This window comes from Nocardia sp. NPDC060249, assembly GCF_042728755.1.
Taxonomy (GTDB): Bacteria; Actinomycetota; Actinomycetes; order Mycobacteriales; family Mycobacteriaceae; genus Nocardia.
In genome coordinates this window covers 457,613-474,281 of record NZ_JBHXAQ010000002.1, presented here as the reverse complement: position 1 = coordinate 474,281, position 16,669 = coordinate 457,613, and the positions used below count along the sequence as shown (strand labels likewise).

At 67.2% G+C, this 16,669-nt stretch carries 15 protein-coding genes; 4 read left to right on the top strand and 11 right to left on the bottom strand.

All coding sequences use genetic code 11. The features are described from left to right. Positions 1-25: 25 nt before the first annotated feature. Positions 26-616, bottom strand: a complete 591-nt coding sequence (locus tag ACFWFP_RS09845; RefSeq protein ID WP_379294342.1) for a TetR/AcrR family transcriptional regulator — start codon at positions 614-616, stop codon at positions 26-28. A 207-nt stretch (positions 617-823) separates the two neighbouring features. On the opposite strand from ACFWFP_RS09845, the gene ACFWFP_RS09840 reads away from it, so the two are divergent. Then, positions 824-1,669: a virginiamycin B lyase gene (locus tag ACFWFP_RS09840; protein WP_379294341.1), complete on the top strand. Its 846-nt coding sequence runs from the start codon at positions 824-826 to the stop codon at positions 1,667-1,669. 19 nt (positions 1,670-1,688) lie between these two features. Here the strand turns inward: ACFWFP_RS09840 and ACFWFP_RS09835 are convergent, their stop codons facing one another. The 3 genes from ACFWFP_RS09835 to ACFWFP_RS09825 all read right to left on the bottom strand — a co-directional run bounded on the left by ACFWFP_RS09835 (position 1,689) and on the right by ACFWFP_RS09825 (position 4,326). Further along, positions 1,689-3,356: a VWA domain-containing protein gene (locus ACFWFP_RS09835; RefSeq protein ID WP_379294340.1), complete on the bottom strand. Its 1,668-nt coding sequence runs from the start codon at positions 3,354-3,356 to the stop codon at positions 1,689-1,691. A gap of 176 nt (positions 3,357-3,532) precedes the next feature. After that, on the bottom strand, positions 3,533-3,787 hold the full coding sequence (locus tag ACFWFP_RS09830; RefSeq protein ID WP_379294339.1) for a WhiB family transcriptional regulator: 255 nt from the start codon (positions 3,785-3,787) through the stop codon (positions 3,533-3,535). Then, positions 3,784-4,326 (bottom strand): HNH endonuclease, encoded by a 543-nt coding sequence (locus ACFWFP_RS09825; RefSeq protein ID WP_379294338.1) that lies wholly within the window; start codon positions 4,324-4,326, stop codon positions 3,784-3,786. Before ACFWFP_RS09825 ends, ACFWFP_RS09830 begins: the two co-directional genes overlap by 4 nt. A gap of 26 nt (positions 4,327-4,352) precedes the next feature. On the opposite strand from ACFWFP_RS09825, the gene ACFWFP_RS09820 reads away from it, so the two are divergent. Continuing rightward, positions 4,353-4,601 (top strand): hypothetical protein, encoded by a 249-nt coding sequence (locus ACFWFP_RS09820; RefSeq protein ID WP_379294337.1) that lies wholly within the window; start codon positions 4,353-4,355, stop codon positions 4,599-4,601. Positions 4,602-4,647: 46 nt separating this feature from the next. On the opposite strand, the gene ACFWFP_RS09815 is transcribed toward ACFWFP_RS09820, so the two are convergent. From ACFWFP_RS09815 to ACFWFP_RS09795, 5 genes are read right to left on the bottom strand one after another with little or no spacing between them, the layout of a single operon-like run. After that, positions 4,648-6,201 (bottom strand): GMC family oxidoreductase, encoded by a 1,554-nt coding sequence (locus tag ACFWFP_RS09815; RefSeq protein ID WP_379294336.1) that lies wholly within the window; start codon positions 6,199-6,201, stop codon positions 4,648-4,650. Further along, positions 6,198-7,712 (bottom strand): aldehyde dehydrogenase family protein, encoded by a 1,515-nt coding sequence (locus ACFWFP_RS09810; RefSeq protein WP_379294335.1) that lies wholly within the window; start codon positions 7,710-7,712, stop codon positions 6,198-6,200. The genes ACFWFP_RS09815 and ACFWFP_RS09810 overlap by 4 nt, the downstream gene beginning before the upstream one ends. Positions 7,713-7,723: 11 nt before the next feature. After that, positions 7,724-9,877, bottom strand: coding sequence for a choline BCCT transporter BetT (betT, locus tag ACFWFP_RS09805; protein ID WP_379294334.1), 2,154 nt, complete (start codon positions 9,875-9,877; stop codon positions 7,724-7,726). A 42-nt stretch (positions 9,878-9,919) separates the two neighbouring features. Further along, positions 9,920-11,209, bottom strand: coding sequence for an acyl-CoA dehydrogenase family protein (locus ACFWFP_RS09800; RefSeq protein ID WP_379294332.1), 1,290 nt, complete (start codon positions 11,207-11,209; stop codon positions 9,920-9,922). Between the two features lie 2 nt (positions 11,210-11,211). Beyond that, the gene (locus ACFWFP_RS09795) at positions 11,212-11,853 is read right to left on the bottom strand and encodes a TetR/AcrR family transcriptional regulator (protein ID WP_379294331.1); all 642 of its coding nucleotides are present in this window, start codon (positions 11,851-11,853) and stop codon (positions 11,212-11,214) included. Between the two features lie 234 nt (positions 11,854-12,087). Between ACFWFP_RS09795 and ACFWFP_RS09790 the strand changes: the two genes are divergently transcribed. Continuing rightward, on the top strand, positions 12,088-14,265 hold the full coding sequence (locus tag ACFWFP_RS09790) for a malate synthase G (RefSeq protein ID WP_379294330.1): 2,178 nt from the start codon (positions 12,088-12,090) through the stop codon (positions 14,263-14,265). A 1,122-nt stretch (positions 14,266-15,387) separates the two neighbouring features. Here the strand turns inward: ACFWFP_RS09790 and ACFWFP_RS09785 are convergent. Continuing rightward, positions 15,388-15,705: a hypothetical protein gene (locus ACFWFP_RS09785; protein ID WP_379294329.1), complete on the bottom strand. Its 318-nt coding sequence runs from the start codon at positions 15,703-15,705 to the stop codon at positions 15,388-15,390. Positions 15,706-15,786: 81 nt separating this feature from the next. Beyond that, on the bottom strand, positions 15,787-16,179 hold the full coding sequence (locus ACFWFP_RS09780; RefSeq protein ID WP_379294328.1) for a hypothetical protein: 393 nt from the start codon (positions 16,177-16,179) through the stop codon (positions 15,787-15,789). Between the two features lie 110 nt (positions 16,180-16,289). Between ACFWFP_RS09780 and ACFWFP_RS09775 the strand changes: the two genes are divergently transcribed. Continuing rightward, the gene (locus tag ACFWFP_RS09775) at positions 16,290-16,478 is read left to right on the top strand and encodes a hypothetical protein (protein ID WP_379294327.1); all 189 of its coding nucleotides are present in this window, start codon (positions 16,290-16,292) and stop codon (positions 16,476-16,478) included. Positions 16,479-16,669: the final 191 nt, after the last annotated feature.

Below are 16,669 nucleotides of genomic sequence, written 5' to 3'. Positions count from 1 at the left end.
GTGAAATATTGCCGCGCAGTCGGATTCAGGTGACGATCGGTGTTCTCGCCAGTGCGGCGGCCACGTCGGCGGCTCGGCGCGCGTGGTCGGCGGTGATCGGTTCGTGGGTGATGAACAGCCGGTGGAACAGCGGCGCGACCGCGAGCCGGATGATCTCGGCGGCGTCGACCTCCGGGTCCGCCTCGCCGCGCGCGACCGCCCGCGCCACGATCACCGCCGCTTCGCCGTGTCTCGCCGCGTAGAAGCCGCGCAGCGCGTCGGCGGCCTCGGAATCTTGCATCCCCGCTGCGATGAAAGCTGTGGCCAGCGAACCTGATTCGGGATCGGTGAAGCCCTGTCGGAGCAACTCGGTCAGCGCACGGAGATCGCCGGTGAGGGTGCCCGTATCGGGGATCGGCCACGGCTGTTCCGAGGCGCGCTCGAGCGCGTCGGCGACGAGCCCCTCCGGGCCGCGCCAGCGCCGATAGACGGTGGTCTTGTGCACCCCGGCTCGCTGCGCGACGGCTTCGATGCTCAGGTCCTGGTAGCCGCGCTCGGCGAGTTCGTCCGTCGTCGCGTCGAGAACGGCTTCCCTGACTCGCGCGCTTCGTCCGCCGGGACGTCGTTGCGGTTCCAAAAACAACTCCTGTTGCTTTAGGCGTCGTGGTTTTGTAGGGTTAAAGCTACACCAGTTGCGATTGGGGCCTGCTCGACCACTCAACTGCCCCTGCGCGGAGTATCGAAGTCTGCTGCGGACCGGCCGGTGCTCGACACCGTCTCGGCCTCGATCCGGCCGGGCGAACGCGTCGGCATCGTCGGGGAATACAGAAGGGAATTGAGGACTGTGGCTGAGATCGTGCGAGTGATCGACGTGCCCGGCGCTCCGTACGGGATCACTGTCGGGCCCGACGGGGCGCTGTGGTTCACGTTGGTGGCGCAGGGGGTGATCGGACGATTCGCGGAGGGGATCGTGCGGTCCTATCCGCTCGAGCGGTCCGACGGACAACCGACGGTGATCGTCGCTGGTTCCGATAATGCCCTGTGGTTCACCGAGTTCCAGGGTGATCGGCTCGGGCGGATCACCGTCGACGGTGCGGTGACGAGCCTGTCCATGGACGGTCCCTACGGTGTGTGCGCCGGGTCGGACGGTGCGCTCTGGTTCACCGAATTGCGGGCGGGCCGGGTCGGGCGACTCGCCGCGGACGGCAACCTCACCCGCGTCGAGGTCGACGGAATGCCCTCGATGATCACGCCGGGGCCCGATGGGGCGCTGTGGCTGACGGTGAACCAGGGCAACGCGATCGCCCGCGTCGGCACCGACCTCGCGCTGCGCGTGTACCCGCTCCCCACGCCGTCGGCCGCGCCGGTCGGCATCACCGCGGGGCCGGACGACGCGCTGTGGTTCACCGAAATCGGCGCGGGCGCGATCGGGCGCGTCGACCTCGACGGCACCGTCACCGAATTCGCCCTCCCGGCGACCGATGCTCGCCCGCACGCGATCGTGGCAGGCCCCGACGGTGCGCTGTGGTTCACCGAGTGGGCGAGCTGCCGTCTCGGGCGGATCACCACCGACGGCACGATCACTCACCTCGACCTACCGGGCGCCGAACCGCACGGACTCACCGTCGACGCTGCCGGAGACCTCTGGGTCGCGATGGAATCCGGTGCGCTGGTGCAGGTTTCGCTGTAGCGGCGTCCTGGCCGGTGTCCTAGGGCGTGGTCAGCGCCTTGACGACCGCGGTGCCGAAGCCGAGGTCGTTGCTCGTCGGCATGCGGGTGTAGGTGCCGCCGGTCTGGTCGGCGAGGGTTTGCAGGGTCTGGGTGCCCTGGCCGCCGACCACGACGATGTCGACGCGAACGGGCTTGCCCGACTTGGTCGCCGCGGTGATCTCGTCGACCAGCGCGGTGCCGGTCAGCGTCGAATCGTCGTCGGGACCGTCGGTGATCAGCAGGATCGAATTCGTGCGACCGGGGGAGTATCCGGTCACCGCGGCGCGGTAGGCGGCGAGCAGGCTCGGGTAGGCCTGATCCGCGGTGAGCTGGCTCGGTTTCACCGCGGTGACCGCCGAGCCGACCGCGTTGCGCTGGGAGTCGGTGAGCAGCGCGGTGGGCGCCTGCACCTTGTACGGGGTGGTGCCGTCGAGGTTCTTGCCGAACGTCCACAGGCCGAGCCCGAAGTCGGGCGGCATCACCTGCAGTGTCGAGGCGACGGCGGCGATCGCGTTCGACAGCCGGGTGGTCGAGCCCTCGGCGGTCCCCATCGACGACGACACGTCGAGCAGGACCGTCGCGTTCACGCCGAGGACCGGGTCGGCCAGCGTCGACTGCACCTTCTCCAGTGCCGCGCGTGGCGGATTCGCCGGTGCCGAACCGATGGCGGGCCCGAAGCCGTCGGTGGCGAGCGCACCGGCCTGCTCCGGTGCCCGCAGGAAGTCGATGAACCGCGACGCGATCAGATTCTGGGTCTTGTCGACCCACGGACCCGACAGCAACGCCGCGGGATAGTCGGCCAGCGGTGCGCTGCCGACCGGCCGGAACGCGGTGAGGCCACCGGTGCCGAGTTGCTGCTGGGTCGCGGCGACCGCGTGTACGTCGTCATCGGTGGGATTCGCGCTGATCTCCGACATGGCGGTCATCAGATCGGCCGGTGCCTGCGCGCCGGCGGCGAGCCCGGAGATCGCGGCGACGACCTGACCCGACCCGGCTGCCTGCTCGGTCAACGGTTCGGTGCCCGAGATCGCGGCGCCGATGGACGCGGCGGCGGCAGTCGTGGCGTCACCGGTGGGCAGCGCCATCTGCAGCCCACCCCAGCCCGACAGGCCGACCTCGTCGAGTGAGCCCTGCTGCAGCCGGGGCAGGTCGGCCCACGAGATCTGGTGCTGTTCGAGCGCTTGGCGCAGGGCGTCGGGCACGGCCAGCACGATCGGGCTGGTGGCGATCGAGGCGGGCGTGCCCTCGATCAGGCCGGGCACCCGAACCAGCTCGATCGACCGGCTGGAATCGGCGATCCACAGCCCCGGCTGCGGACCGAGGCCCGGATCCCACTTCGTGGTGTCGGCGAGGGCGGCGACCAGCGCGCTCGACGGGCGCGCCGTCACCTTCACCTGCGCGCAGTGGTCACGTACCCGAGGCTTGGTCGCGTTGAACCGGTCGCCCGCGGCGCGCACCGGGCCCGCGATCGCCGGATCGACGGTGACATCGAGCTGCGCGGCCCCCTCGACGCACTCGGCGGCGGCGGCGACATCGGTGGTCGCGGCGCGATCGCTGAGCTGGAACCACGCGAAGACGGCGACGATCACCAGGACGAGTGCCGATGCCGCGATAACCGGACCCTTGCTGATACTTCGAGAACTGGTCCCGTTGCGATGCGTACCCACGCGGCAAGTTTAAGGACACCACGCGCAACCGCAGCACAGCGCATACCGGTGCGCATCGCTGCAGGTCACAGCAGGCACGACTAGCGGTCCGCCCCGGTTGAGGCAGTGTGTGCAATTGCGCACCGTGTGCCGAACGGGCCGAGCCGGGTGTCACAGCGGACACCCGGCTGGGCCGGTCAAGCGCGGATCACGCGCCCGCGATCGTATTCACGACCACCCCACACCCCCGACTGACCCGTCTGCGCCGCGTACTCGGCGCACCCCGCGAGCAACGGGCATCCGGCACAGATTTCGCGGGCGTAGTCGAAGTCCTGCGACGGGTAGGGGAACCACGCCTCGTGGTTGGGGTCACCACGGCAGGCGGCGCGGTGCCACCGCCCCGAATCGGACAGGGTCAGCAGTTCGGTCAGTGCGAGGTCGGTGGTGGTCACGGCGCGTACTCCTTCCAGATCCGGCGCTGCTTGCGAGCGAGCGGGTCGGGAGCCTTGGGCTCCCACAGCAGCCGCATCCCCGCCTCTTCCGGGGTGCGGTCAGCTTTGCCTGCATTGCACGGTGCGCAACAGGCGACGAGATTGCTCCAGGTGTTCGGCCCGCCCCGGCTGCGCGGGCGGATGTGGTCGACGGTGTGCGCCCAGTCGGCGCAGTAGCCGCACCGGTGCTTGTCGCGACGCAACACCCCGGCCAAGGTGGCGCGGCTGTCGTCACCGATCGGCGCGACGTGCGCCAGGTAGACGTAGCGCACCAGCCGGATCGTCTCCGGCAAGGCGATGACCAGATGCTGCGAGCGGATCGGGAACCGCGGGGCCCGCTCGATCACGGTCTCGGCGGCGCCGCTGATCAGCAAGGTCACGGCCCGATCGGCGGGGATCTCGTCGAGGGCCTCGTAGCTGGCGTTCAGCACGAGCACCCTCGTGTGTATCCAGGTGTCGGAAGCGGGCGCCGTCGGGTCGACGGCATGACGAATCATCATGGGAATCACCATGTTTCGAGAGAAGTGTGAACGTCGTGAGCGGAGGCGGGCCGGGCCGGTCAGGCCACGATCAGGAGACGGCCGGAGCCATCGATTTCCAGGCGCATCGCGCGATGGACCGAATTCGCGCGGCGATAGGTCCTATCCGATTCTCGCTGTGGCGCTTGCTGTTTCACGGCCGTCTCCTCCTCTCGATGCTGCTCGTCGGTTCCTCGCCCGATGCGAATCACCTGCGTGAAATCATGGTGGCACACCGTGTCCGAAATGTCGGCTGATTTATTTTCGGCCCGCCGCGCGGAGACGGGCCGGTTCCCGGCTGACCTACGTCCGATCGGCGGCGACCAGTTCGGCGCAGCGTTCGCCGACGAGCATCACGGTGATATTCGGATTGACGGTCGTGTGCGCGGGGAACACCGAGGCGTCGGCGACCCGCAGACCCTCGACGCCCTTGACCCGCAGTTCGGGGTCGAGGGGACTCATCGGGTCGTCGACCGGGCCCATCCGCACCGTGCCCACCGGGTGGTACACGGTGTTGTGGGTTCGGCGGACGTAGTCGGCCAGTTCGGTGTCGGTCTGCGCGTCCGGCCCCGGATACAGCTCACGCGCCACCCAGTCCGACAGCGGCGCGGTCGCGGCGATCTCGCGCGCCTTGCGCAGACCGGCGATCATCACGCGCATATCGTGGCCCTCGGGGTCGGTGAAGTAGCGCGGGTCCACTTTCGGCTTGTCGCGGAAGTCGCGCGAGCGCAATCGCACCGTGCCGCGTGAGCGGGCATGGGTGACGTTCGGTGTCAGACAGAAGGTGTTCTCGGCGGTCGGATACCCCTGGCGCAGGGTGTGCATATCGAAGGGCACGCTGCCGTAGTGCATCATCAGGTCCGGCCGGTCGAGTCCGTCCTCGGTGGGAGTGAAGATGCCGGCCTCCCACCACTGGGTAGAGCTGTCCACCATCGGTCGCGTGGTCTCGAAACCGATCACGCCCTCCGGGTGGTCCTGCAGGTTCGCGCCGACACCGGGCGCGTCGACGATCACCTCGATGCCGTTCTCGCGCAGGTGAACGGTCGGTCCGATGCCCGACAGCATGAGCAGCTTCGGCGAGTCGATGGCGCCGGCGCACACGATCACCTCACGGTTCGCCGTGATCCGGGTGGTGCGGCCGAACGCGTTGTCGGTGATGTCGACCCCGACGGCCCGCCCGTTCTCGATCACGATCTTCTTGGCCCACGCGCCGGTCCGGACGGTGAGGTTGCGCCGGTCGAGATGAGGGTGCAGATAGCTGACCGACGACGACGAGCGCGTCCCATCGGCTCGCCGGTTGATCTGAAAGAAGTTGGCGCCGTTGACGACTGTGCGTCCCGCGTTGAATTCGGCGCGCGGGATACCGACCGCCGCGCAGGCGTCGAGCAAGGCCACACCGCACGGATCGTTCGGCGGCACCGTCATGATGTGCACCGGGCCGCCACGGCCGTGGTGCTCGCCGGGGGCATCGTTGGTCTCGATCCGCGAATACAGCCGATACACCGAATCCGCGCCCCACCCGGTGGCGCCGTGCTCGTGTTCCCAGGCATCCAGGTCCTCGCGCGGAGCCCAGAAGGCGATGCAGCTGTTGTGCGACGAGCAGCCACCGAGCACCTTGGCGCGGGCATGGCGCATGAACGAATTGCCGTTCTCCTGCGGCTCGATGGGGTAGTCCCAGTCGTAGCCCGATTCCAGCAGTTCCATCCAGCGGTCGAGTCGCAGGACGGCAGGGTCGTCGACATCGGAGGGGCCTGCCTCGAGCAGGCAGACCGTCACCGAAGAGTCCTCCGACAACCGTGCCGCGACGGCCGCGCCCGCGGAACCGCCGCCGACGATCACGTAGTCGTATGTGGTCACCGCTGTTCCTCCCGATCGGCGAACCAGCCGGTGACGCCCGGCCGGAGATTCTCGTAGACGTGCTTGGCTTCGCGATACTCGTGCAGCCCGGAGGGACCGAGTTCGCGGCCGACGCCGGAGTGGCCGAAACCACCCCACTCGGCCTGGGGCAGGTACGGGCCGAAGTCGTTGACCCACACCGTGCCGTGCCGGAGCCGGGCGGCGACGCGGCGGGCTCGTGCCGCGTCACCGGACCACACCGCGCCCGCGAGACCGTATTCGGTGTCGTTGGCGATGGCGACGGCCTCGTCTTCGGTCGTGAAGGTCTCCACGGTCACGGTGGGCCCGAATGCCTCGTCGTGCACGCACGCCATCGCCCGGGTGGCTTCGTCGATGACGGTCGGCAGGTAGAACCAGCCGTTGTCGAGGTTCCCCGAGCCTCGGTCGCCGGTGGCGAACGCGCCACCGGTGCGGATGACGGCGCCCTCGGCGCGGGCCTGCTCGACGTAGGCGTTCACCTTGTCGCGATGGGCGGCCGAGATCAGCGGCCCGGTTTCGGTGCCCACGGCGAAAGGCAAGCCGAGCCGGATCTGCTCGGCGCGGCGCACCAATTCGTCGACGAAACGGTCGTGTGCCGATTCCTCGACGACCAGGCGCGCGCCGGCCGAACACACCTGGCCCGAATGCAGGAACGCCGCGTTGAGTGCGTTGTCGACGCTCGCGGCCAGCCGTTGCTCGGTGTCGCAGGCGTCGGCGAAGACGACATTCGGGTTCTTGCCGCCCAGCTCGAGCGCCACCTTCTTGACCGTGGCGGCCGCCTCGCGCGCGATGATCTTGCCGGTGGCGAGCCCGCCGGTGAACGAGACCAGGTCGACATCGGGATGTTCGGACAGCGGCGCACCCGCGGTGGCGCCCGCGCCGAGCACGAGATTGGCCACCCCGGCGGGCACGCCGAGGTCGTCGAGCACCGACATCAGCAGAATCGCGGTGTGCGGGGTCAGTTCGGCCGGTTTGAGAACGAACGTGTTGCCTGCCGCCAGCGCCGGGGCGACCTTCCACGCCGCCTGCAACAGCGGGTAGTTCCACGGCGTGATCAACCCGCAGACACCGACCGGTTCATAGACGATGCGGGAGTCGATGTCGGGGGAGCCCGCGTCGACGACCCGGCCCACGTCGTCGGCGGCGAGCTTGCCGAAATACCGGAAGCAGTTGGCGATGTCTGACATGTCGATGTCGGACTCGTAGGGGCGTTTGCCGGTGTCGAGAGTCTCGGCGCGCGCGAACTCGTCTCGTCGCGCGTCGATCGCCTCGGCGACGCGCAGCAGCAGGTCGCCCCGGTGGGCGGCGCCGGTGCGCCGCCACGGGCCTTCGTCGAAGGCCCGGCGGGCCGCGGTGATCGCGGCGACCGTGTCGTCCCGGCCGGCCTCGGCGACCACACCGACGAGGGAATTGTCTGCCGGACAGCGGATTTCGCGCGTCTGCCCGGACGCTGACGGTCGCCAGGAACCGTCGATATAGAGAGTGTCGCTCATGCTGGATCCCTTCACGGTTCGCGGTCGGTGCTGTCGACGTCGCTGGACTCGGGCTCGTGGTGATCGGTCGCCGCGCGGCGCAGGTGCAGGTAGCCGAGGTGGCGTTCGTACTGGTCGAGAATGTCGCCGATGATCTGCTCACGGCTGTAGCCGTTGAGCGAGTATCCCTGCGATCCCTCGGCCAGATAGACCTCGCAGCGGAAGTAGCGATCGCCGGACCGCTGGGCGAGCACCGCATAGGTCGGGGCCGGCGCCGAGACCGGCCAGACGCCGTACTCGAACCGGGGCTCGCTGGCCTGATCGACGAGCAGACGCGGCGACGGCAGACCCTCGTTGGACTGGGAATCGTCGATGGTCGCCGTCATACCCATGTGCTCGAACTCCGCGGCCACATCGTGCATCGCCGGGTCGACGGTGCCGGTGATGAATTTCCGGGTGGCCGCGGCCCCCGGGTAATTGACGGTCGAGAGCAACCGGCGACGCCAACTGCTGAGTTCGGCCGGGCCGCGGCCCGCGGCGAAAGCCTTGGGTAGCGAGGTGCGGTAGCTGTCGAGTTTGAACGACTCGTTGTGGACGGCGCGCAGCATCGCGATGCCGATCAGCGCCAGCACGAACGAGAACGGCAACCCCATGATGATGGTGGCGTTCTGCAGGGTCGTGATGGACCCGCTCGCACCGGCGAACAGCATCGACAGGGTGAGCACGCCGATCGCGGCCGACCAGAAGATCCGGGTGCCGGTGGCGCAGTCGGCCATCGGATCGGGCAGTTTCGAGGTGAAATTGCCCATGACCAGCGACCCCGAATCGGCGGTGGTCACATAGAAGAGCAGCCCGGTGATGGTCGCGACGCCGAGCAGCAGTGTCGCGCCGGGATACTGCTCGAGCAGTGAGTAGAAGCCGAGTTCGGCCTGGGCCGCGGTCTTCTCGGCGAAGGCGCGGTCGTCCCTGGCGACCTCGAGCGCGCTGTTGCCGAAGATCGAGATCCACATCAGGGTGAAGCTGAACGGCACGACGAGCACTCCGAAGATGAACTGGCGCAGCGTGCGTCCGCGCGAGATACGCGCGAGGAACAGGCCCACGAACGGCGCCCAGGCCACCCACCACGCCCAGAAGAACAGCGTCCAGCTGTCCAGCCAGGTCGAGGGCGCGTTCGCGGTCTCGGGGTTGCGCTCCCAGGCGAAGGTGTCGAGGGTCCGGTCGGGGAAGGTCGAAAGGTAGTCGCCCGCGTTCTGGGCCAGGCCGTTGAGCAGGAAATCGGTGTTGCCCGCCACCAGGATGTAGATCAGCAGCGCGATCGCCATGATGACATTGAGCTCCGACAATCGCCGGATGCCCTTGTCGACGCCGGTGGTCGCGGAGATCGTGGTGATGGCCACCGACAGCGCGATGAGCCCGATCTGGGCGGCTTTGCCCTGGGGGATCCCGAACATCTGGTGCAGTCCGTAATTGAGCTGGACGATGCCGATGCCCAGCGAGGTGGCGATGCCGAAGATGGTGCCGAGCACCGCGGCCACGTCGATCGCGTCGCCCCACCGGCCGTGTACGCGCTTGCCGAAGATCGGATAGAGCGCGGCACGGATCGTCAGCGGCAGGTTGTGGCGGAACGCGAAGTAGGCGAGTGCGCCGCCCATCAGCGCGTACATCGCCCAGCCGGTGATGCCGTAGTGGAAGATCGTCCAGGCCACCGCGTCGCGGGCCGTTTCGTTGGTGCCCGGCTCGCCGAGCGGGGGACGCAGGTAGTTGTAGACGGGCTCGGCGACCGAGAAGAACATCAGGTCGATGCCGATACCCGCCGCGAACAGCATCGACGTCCAGGAGAACAGGCTGTACTCCGGCCGTGACTCCTCCGGTCCCAGCCGGTAGCGACCGTACCGGCTGGCGCCGAGGAAGACGACGAGGCCGAGGATGGCCGTGGCGAGCACGAAGTACCACCAGCCGAACCAGGTGGTGGTGAAGGTCTTGACCTCGCCCACGATGGTCTCGGCGCTCGACGGCGAGGCCAGTGCCCAGATCCCGAAAGCGAGCACGGTCCCTGCGGCGATGAGGAACACCGGCTTGTTGACCGAACGACGATCGGCGGCGGGACCTACCGGGCCCACCTCGTGCTCGGTCCCGGTCGGTGATCGTTGCGTGCCGTTGTCCCCGGGATTGCTGACACCACCCATGCGAGGCAGGCTAGTTCGTGCCTACCTCGCGATCGGGGACCTTCAGTGGTTGCCGACCTCGTGTTCCAGCCTGCGCGCCACCAGATCGCGGGCTTGTTCGCGCAGCGCGGGCCGGTAGCCACTCGGATACACAGGGTCTCCCGGCGCGTAGTTCTTGAGCACTTCCTTGGCGAGCGTGATCTTGTGCACCTCGGTCGGGCCGTCGGCGATGGCCATGACCTCGGCGTAGGTGGTCATGTCGAGGAAGGGCAGGTCGGTGCTCACGCCCATCGCGCCGTGCAGATGCAGTGCGCGCCGGGCGATGTCGTTCATGACGGTCGGCATGGCGATCTTGATGGCGGCGATGTCCTTGCGGACGGCGCGATAGTCCTGCGCCTGGTCGATGCGCCACGCGGTGCGCAGGACCAGCAGACGGAACTGCTCCATCTGGATCCAGCTGTCGGCGATGCGTTCCTGGGTCATCTGGAAGCCGCCGACGACACCCTTGCGGGCCGGGCGCGACACCGCGCGCTCGCACATCATGTCGAAGGCCTTGCGCACCAACGCGACCGTGCGCATCGCGTGGTGCACGCGTCCGCCGCCGAGCCGGGTCTGCGCGACGATGAACCCCGCGCCTTCGGCCCCGAGCAGATGATCGGCGGGCACACGGACATCGGTGAATCGCAGATGCCCTTCGTGTTCGCTGAACCCGGGCACGGTGAAGTTGCGCACCAGCTCCAGTCCGGGCGCGTCGGCGGGCACGATGAACATCGACAACCGCTGGTGCGGTTCGGCTCCGGGGTCGGTCACGACCATCACGATGTGGAAGGTGGCGAATTCGGCGGCGGAGTTGAACCACTTCTCGCCGTTGATGACCCACTCGTCACCGTCGCGCACGGCGGTGGTGCGGAACGCGGTCGGGTCGGAGCCGCCGGTGGGCTCGGTCATCGCGTAGCAGGAGCCGATCTCGCCGTCGAGCAGCGGCTGCAGGTACTTCGCCTTCTGCTCCTCGGTGCCGAAGTGCGCGAGGATCTCGGCGTTGCCGGAATCGGGTGCCTGACAACCGAAGACGAGCGGGGCCCACATCGAGGTACCGAGCACTTCGTTGAGCAGCGCCAGCTTGAGCTGGCCGAAACCGGGGCCGCCGAGCTCGGGACCGAGATGGCAGGCCCACAGACCCTGATCCTTGACCTGCTGTTGCAGCGGCCGCATCAGCGCCCGGATCTCGGGGTCGGCCCGATCGTAGGGATTGGGGTAGAGCAGATCCAGGGGTTCGACCTCGGTGCGGACGAACTCCGCCACCCAGTCGAGCTTGCGCTGGTACTCTGGATCGGTCTCGAAATCCCAAGCCATGGTCAGCCTTTCGTGTTGTCGCCCGTGGCGCGGAGCCCGGACAGGACGGTGTCGGTGAGGATGTCGGCGATCTCGACCGGGGAGTGGGCGCCGCGCTCGCGGTACCAGTAGCCGAGGGAATTGAGCATGCCGAGCAGGCCGTTGGTGACGATGTGGTCGGCGGTGCGCAGTTGTCCGGCCGCGTGGCCCGCGTCGATCACGTCCTGCCAGTGGCGCTGCAACCGGTCGCGCAGTTGCTGGAGAACCACCGCGTGTTCGTGGGTGAGCGCGTCGGCGTCACGCAGGTGCACGGCCACGGCGCGCCGATGGGTGACGATCAGTTCGACGTGACTGCGAATCAGCAGGCGCAGGGTGTCGACGGGGTCGGCGCCTGCCTCGATGATGCGTTCGGCATCGGCGAGCAGCAGCCGCGTGTAGTCGCGCAGGATCGCCCACAGCAGATCTTCCTTGGATCCGATGTGGTAGTACAGCGCACCCCGCTGGACGTCGGCTTTCGCGCCGATCTCGGCGACGCCGGTGGCGTGGAAGCCGCGTTCGGCGAACAGCTCGAGTGCGGCGTTGTGGATCCGCTCGCGGGTGTCGGCGCGCTCGGTGGCGCGGGGGCGTCCGCGACGGCGCACGGGAGATACCGGTTCGGTGGTCACGGCGCCTCCGTTCGGTCCGGCTCGCGACTTAATGTTCCGATCAGTACATTAATTGCCCGCGCACCTACAATCAAGGGGTGACCCGCCGCGCCCATGCCACCGACCTCGGCGGCTCGGCGTGGCGGAATGGATGGAGCCCACAGGGCGTTCGAACCCACACGAGGTGTCACCTCTACCCACGGGTAACATGACATCGACTTTTCCCACCCGGTTTTCACCAAAGTGAGGCAATAGATGACAGAGCGGATTCAGGTCGGCGGGCTCCAGGTGGCGAGCGTTCTTCGCGATTTCATCGAGAACGAGGCGCTCCCCGGTACCGGCGTAGATTCCGCCGCGTTCTGGGCCGGTGCCGAGCAGATCATCAACGACCTCGCCCCGCGTAACCGCGCTCTGCTCGCCGAGCGCGACGAGTTCCAGGGCAAGCTCGATGCGTGGCACGGCGAGAACCCGGGCACCGGCTACGACAAGGCCGCCTACAAGCAGTTCCTGACCGAGATCGGCTACCTGCGGCCCGAGCCCGCGCCGTTCCAGATCGGCACCGGCAACGTCGACACCGAGATCGCCACCACCGCGGGCCCGCAGCTCGTGGTGCCGGTGATGAACGCGCGCTTCGCGATCAACGCCGCCAACGCGCGCTGGGGTTCGCTCTACGACGCGCTCTACGGCACCGACGCCATCCCCGAGGCCAACGGCGCGGAGAAGGGCAGCGGCTACAACCGCGTGCGCGGCGACAAGGTCATCGAGTGGGGCCGTAACTTCCTCGACGACGCGGTCACCCTGATCACCGGTTCGCACCTCGGCTCGGCGTACTACAAGATCGTCGACGGCGAGCTCGAGATCGGTCTGGAAGACGGCACCGACATCGGCCTGGCCGACCCGTCGCAGCTCGTCGGCTACCTCGGCGACCCCGAGGCACCGACCTCGATCCTGCTCAAGCACAACGGGCTGCACATCGAGATCCAGGTCGACGCCACCTCGCCGATCGGCTCCACCGACACCGCCGGTGTCAAGGACATCGTCCTGGAGTCCGCGCTCACCACGATCATGGACTTCGAGGACTCGGTCGCCGCGGTCGACGCCGACGACAAGGTCGTCTGTTACCGCAACTGGCTCGGCCTGATGAAGGGCGACCTGGCCGAGGAAGTCTCCAAGGGCGGCAAGACCTTCACCCGCACCATGAACCCCGACCGCGTGTTCACCGCGCTCGACGGTTCCGAGCTGGTCCTGCACGGTCGTTCGCTGCTGTTCGTGCGCAACGTGGGCCACCTGATGACCTCCGACGCGATCATCGACGCCGAGGGCAACGAAGTGCCCGAGGGCATCATGGACGGCCTGATCACCTCGCTGATCGCCGTGCACTCGCTCAACGGTGACAACACGCGCCTCAACTCGCGCACCGGTTCGGTCTACATCGTGAAGCCGAAGATGCACGGCCCCGACGAGGCCGCGTTCACCAACGAGCTGTTCGGCCGGATCGAGGACGTCCTCGGCCTGACCCGCAACACCCTCAAGGTCGGCATCATGGACGAGGAGCGCCGCACCACGGTCAACCTCGCCGCGTCGATCGAGGCCGCCAAGGACCGCGTGGTGTTCATAAACACCGGCTTCCTCGACCGCACCGGCGACGAGATCCACACCTCCATGGTGGCCGGGCCGATGGTCCGCAAGGCCGAGATGAAGGCCCAGACCTGGATCACCTCCTACGAGGACTGGAACGTCGACACCGGCCTGGCCAAGGGCCTGCCCGGCAAGGCACAGATCGGCAAGGGCATGTGGGCCATGCCCGACCTGATGGCGGGCATGCTCGAGCAGAAGATCGGCCACCCCAAGGCCGGCGCCAACACCGCCTGGGTGCCCTCGCCGACCGCTGCCACCCTGCACGCCACCCACTACCACCTGGTGGACGTGTTCAAGCAGCAGTCGCAGATCGCCAAGGGCGGCCCGCGCGCCACTGTCGATCAGATCCTCGAGATCCCCCTCGCCCAGTCCACCGACTGGACCGACGAGGAGAAGCGTCAGGAACTGGACAACAACTCCCAGGGCATCCTGGGCTACGTGGTCCGCTGGATCGATCACGGTGTCGGCTGCTCCAAGGTGCCCGACATCAACGACATCGGCCTGATGGAAGACCGTGCCACCCTGCGCATCTCGAGCCAGCTGGTCGCCAACTGGCTGCGCCACGGCATCGTCACCGAAGCCGACGTGATCGCCAGCCTCGAGCGGATGGCCCCGGTCGTCGACCGCCAGAACGCGAACGACAAGACCTACCGCCCGCTGGCCCCGAACTTCGATGACAACATCGCGTTCCAGGCCGCCAAGGAACTGGTCCTGGAAGGCACCACGCAGCCCAACGGCTACACCGAGCCGATCCTGCACCGCCGCCGCCGCGAGTACAAGGCCGCGCAGAAGTAGTGCTGTAGCGTCCTTGAAAAGTAGCTCGTAGCAGCTCTTTTCGACTGAGGCCCCGCATCGGAGACATCCGAGGCGGGGCCTCTGCCGTCACCGGAGATCACCTCGGACACCGGTCCGTCACCCTCAAAACGGTCACAAAAGCGGTCACAGGCGGAACGTGCGGACATCCTCCACAGAAGTCGACTACCTGCGGATTCGCATCCCTCGTTTGGAGGCTGACCTTGCAGCGATGCGTTGTGCCCTCGTGTTCGCTCGGTGTCGTCTGCGGGACTGCTCCACAGACTTCCCGATACCCGGGCGAGCAGGTGTAGATGCTCGCCTGAAGTCGCCCAGCCTTGGCGTGTCGGAGTGCGACACGCAGGGGATTGCCAGCGTTCAGCAATCTGGCAGCTAACTGGATTTGCCGCATCTGCGTCCTCGCTCAATTGCTGTGCAGCGTTGCTTGCCGACCAGATAGGGCACGCTCGGTCGAGCGCGTTTTCCTCGGCAAATCGGAGTCATCGCGAGATGTCGGAGCGATCCTGACTATAAGTGCGCCAGGGCACAAGCTGGAGCTCAAGGTAGCTGTTAGTGCATCCCTACGTTTGGATAACACTGGTGTCCGGAGGGCGATTCGACCATTACGCACATCAACCGACCCAGCAGACGTCGTTGGTGGTGAGGTGAGATATGCAGCGGGGGCGGCCTGACACAGTCGGCTCCCACGACCGTGCCGATACGCTGTGAACGCCAACCATTGGCTTGCACCAAGCCTGTGCGCGGCCGATTAACCGATCACGAACGCCCCGAACTCGTTACTAGCGAGTTCAGGGCGTTTCAGCGTTGCGCGGCTGGAAGGGCCGGACCGGCACACGGTTCGGCGGATCGAATGCATACCTCGGGCCGATAGGCGGCCTGAGCGCCGACAACCCAACTCCGTCTCTTGGCGGGAGTCAAAGCCGAGCTACGTACCCAAGATAAGGGTGATCGTGCTGTAGGGGCGGCATCGATGATGCTCTCGGCCTCGGTGTCCCACACGTAGTGCTTGTCGGCCTGTTCGTCGACGGGTTGGTGGCCCAGTCGATCAGCGGCGGCGGGAACTTCAGCGGCACCACGAGGATCAAATCCTGGTGGGTGATAGAACTACTTCGGGCGGCGGGTCCAGTCGAGCCCGTCCCACCAGCGTTCGCCGTCACCGTCGGGGTTGTTGTACCAACCGGAATTGGGTGCAGACCGGGAAGCCTGAGACGCAGGCGGCGCGACGAAAGCAACTGGTGCAGGCCGTGGCTCACCCAGTCGGTAGAGGGCGCGCACGACTAGAACAATGAAGGCAAGCGGGACGCCAACGACGAGGAGCAAGATCACAGCACCGGTGAAACTGCCACCGTCGCTCATGGCGAGGAAGACAACGAACGCACCGATGAGCACGGCGGCCCACCACGGGTTCCGCTTCGACTCCATGGTCGGTGTGGACGCGAACACGGGAGGTGTTGATGGTTGTGGTCGTTGTTCGAACATGGTTGGCCCCCTGCGGCATTCCTGCTAGCAACAGACGGCCAGCATACGGGCACTTCCTTTACCCTGAAGGGGGATGGGATAAACCTTGAGCGCGACCTGCTTGCACGGGACCACCTGCGGCCGGGTCTCCCAGTGAGCGCCCGACTTCATACCACGGAGGACATCAACGACATGGATGGATCGGTGGAGCCCGGCGACCTGGATCGCCTGCACGATGACCTGAATGCCGAGTACGCGCGACTGCTCGACATCGTGAGCGGATTCGATCAACGACTTCTCACCATCAAGGGCTGGGGTGTCACGTTGAGCCTGGCCACCCTCGGTTTGGGATTTCAGCAGAATCACTACGGTCTGTTCCTCGTCGCTGCCGCCAGCGGTGTCGCGTTCTGGCTTCTGGAGGCGTTCACCAAGGCGCATCAGGTGCACTATTACCCGCGTATGCGCGCTATCGAACTGACTGCGTACACGCTGTTCTCGGTCGCGATGCCCGATGGTGGACGTGCTTCCTCACCGCTTATCGATTGGGGATGGTGGGTCGCAGGCCCGATGGGCGTCGGGTCGACCCCGCGGTGCCGGAATCGTGGGAGAGCCCGTCCTCGTGGTGGTCGAGGCAGCCGTGGTTCTTCGGCCACGTCATGTTTCCCCACGTCGTCGCGTTCTTTCTGGGGACTTTGTTGTTCGTGCTCGGCCTCGTCGGGGTGTTCGGCCAGATCTGACAAGACTGAATACAACGACACGAGATCCGTCGCCGTCCGCGATCTGAGCGGGCGGACGTCGCCATCTTGCCCAAGGTGGCCGGTGGTGCGCTGTGGCCCGGCCTCGTGGCGTCAATGACGACTTGTCCGGGGGCAATTGGACCACTACGCACTAACTAACCCAGCAAACGTCGTGGGTGGTGGATTGACGC

Coding starts and splice junctions, on each gene's coding strand:
- ACFWFP_RS09810 (WP_379294335.1), bottom strand. CDS start 7,712: ATGAGCGACACTCTCTATATCGACGGTTCCTGGCGACCGTCAGCGTCC.
- ACFWFP_RS09825 (WP_379294338.1), bottom strand. CDS start 4,326: ATGATGATTCGTCATGCCGTCGACCCGACGGCGCCCGCTTCCGACACC.
- ACFWFP_RS09780 (WP_379294328.1), bottom strand. CDS start 16,179: ATGCGCCTTGGTGAACGCCTCCAGAAGCCAGAACGCGACACCGCTGGC.
- ACFWFP_RS09790 (WP_379294330.1), top strand. CDS start 12,088: ATGACAGAGCGGATTCAGGTCGGCGGGCTCCAGGTGGCGAGCGTTCTT.
- ACFWFP_RS09800 (WP_379294332.1), bottom strand. CDS start 11,209: ATGGCTTGGGATTTCGAGACCGATCCAGAGTACCAGCGCAAGCTCGAC.
- ACFWFP_RS09775 (WP_379294327.1), top strand. CDS start 16,290: ATGGTGGGTCGCAGGCCCGATGGGCGTCGGGTCGACCCCGCGGTGCCG.
- betT (WP_379294334.1), bottom strand. CDS start 9,877: ATGGGTGGTGTCAGCAATCCCGGGGACAACGGCACGCAACGATCACCG.
- ACFWFP_RS09785 (WP_379294329.1), bottom strand. CDS start 15,705: ATGGAGTCGAAGCGGAACCCGTGGTGGGCCGCCGTGCTCATCGGTGCG.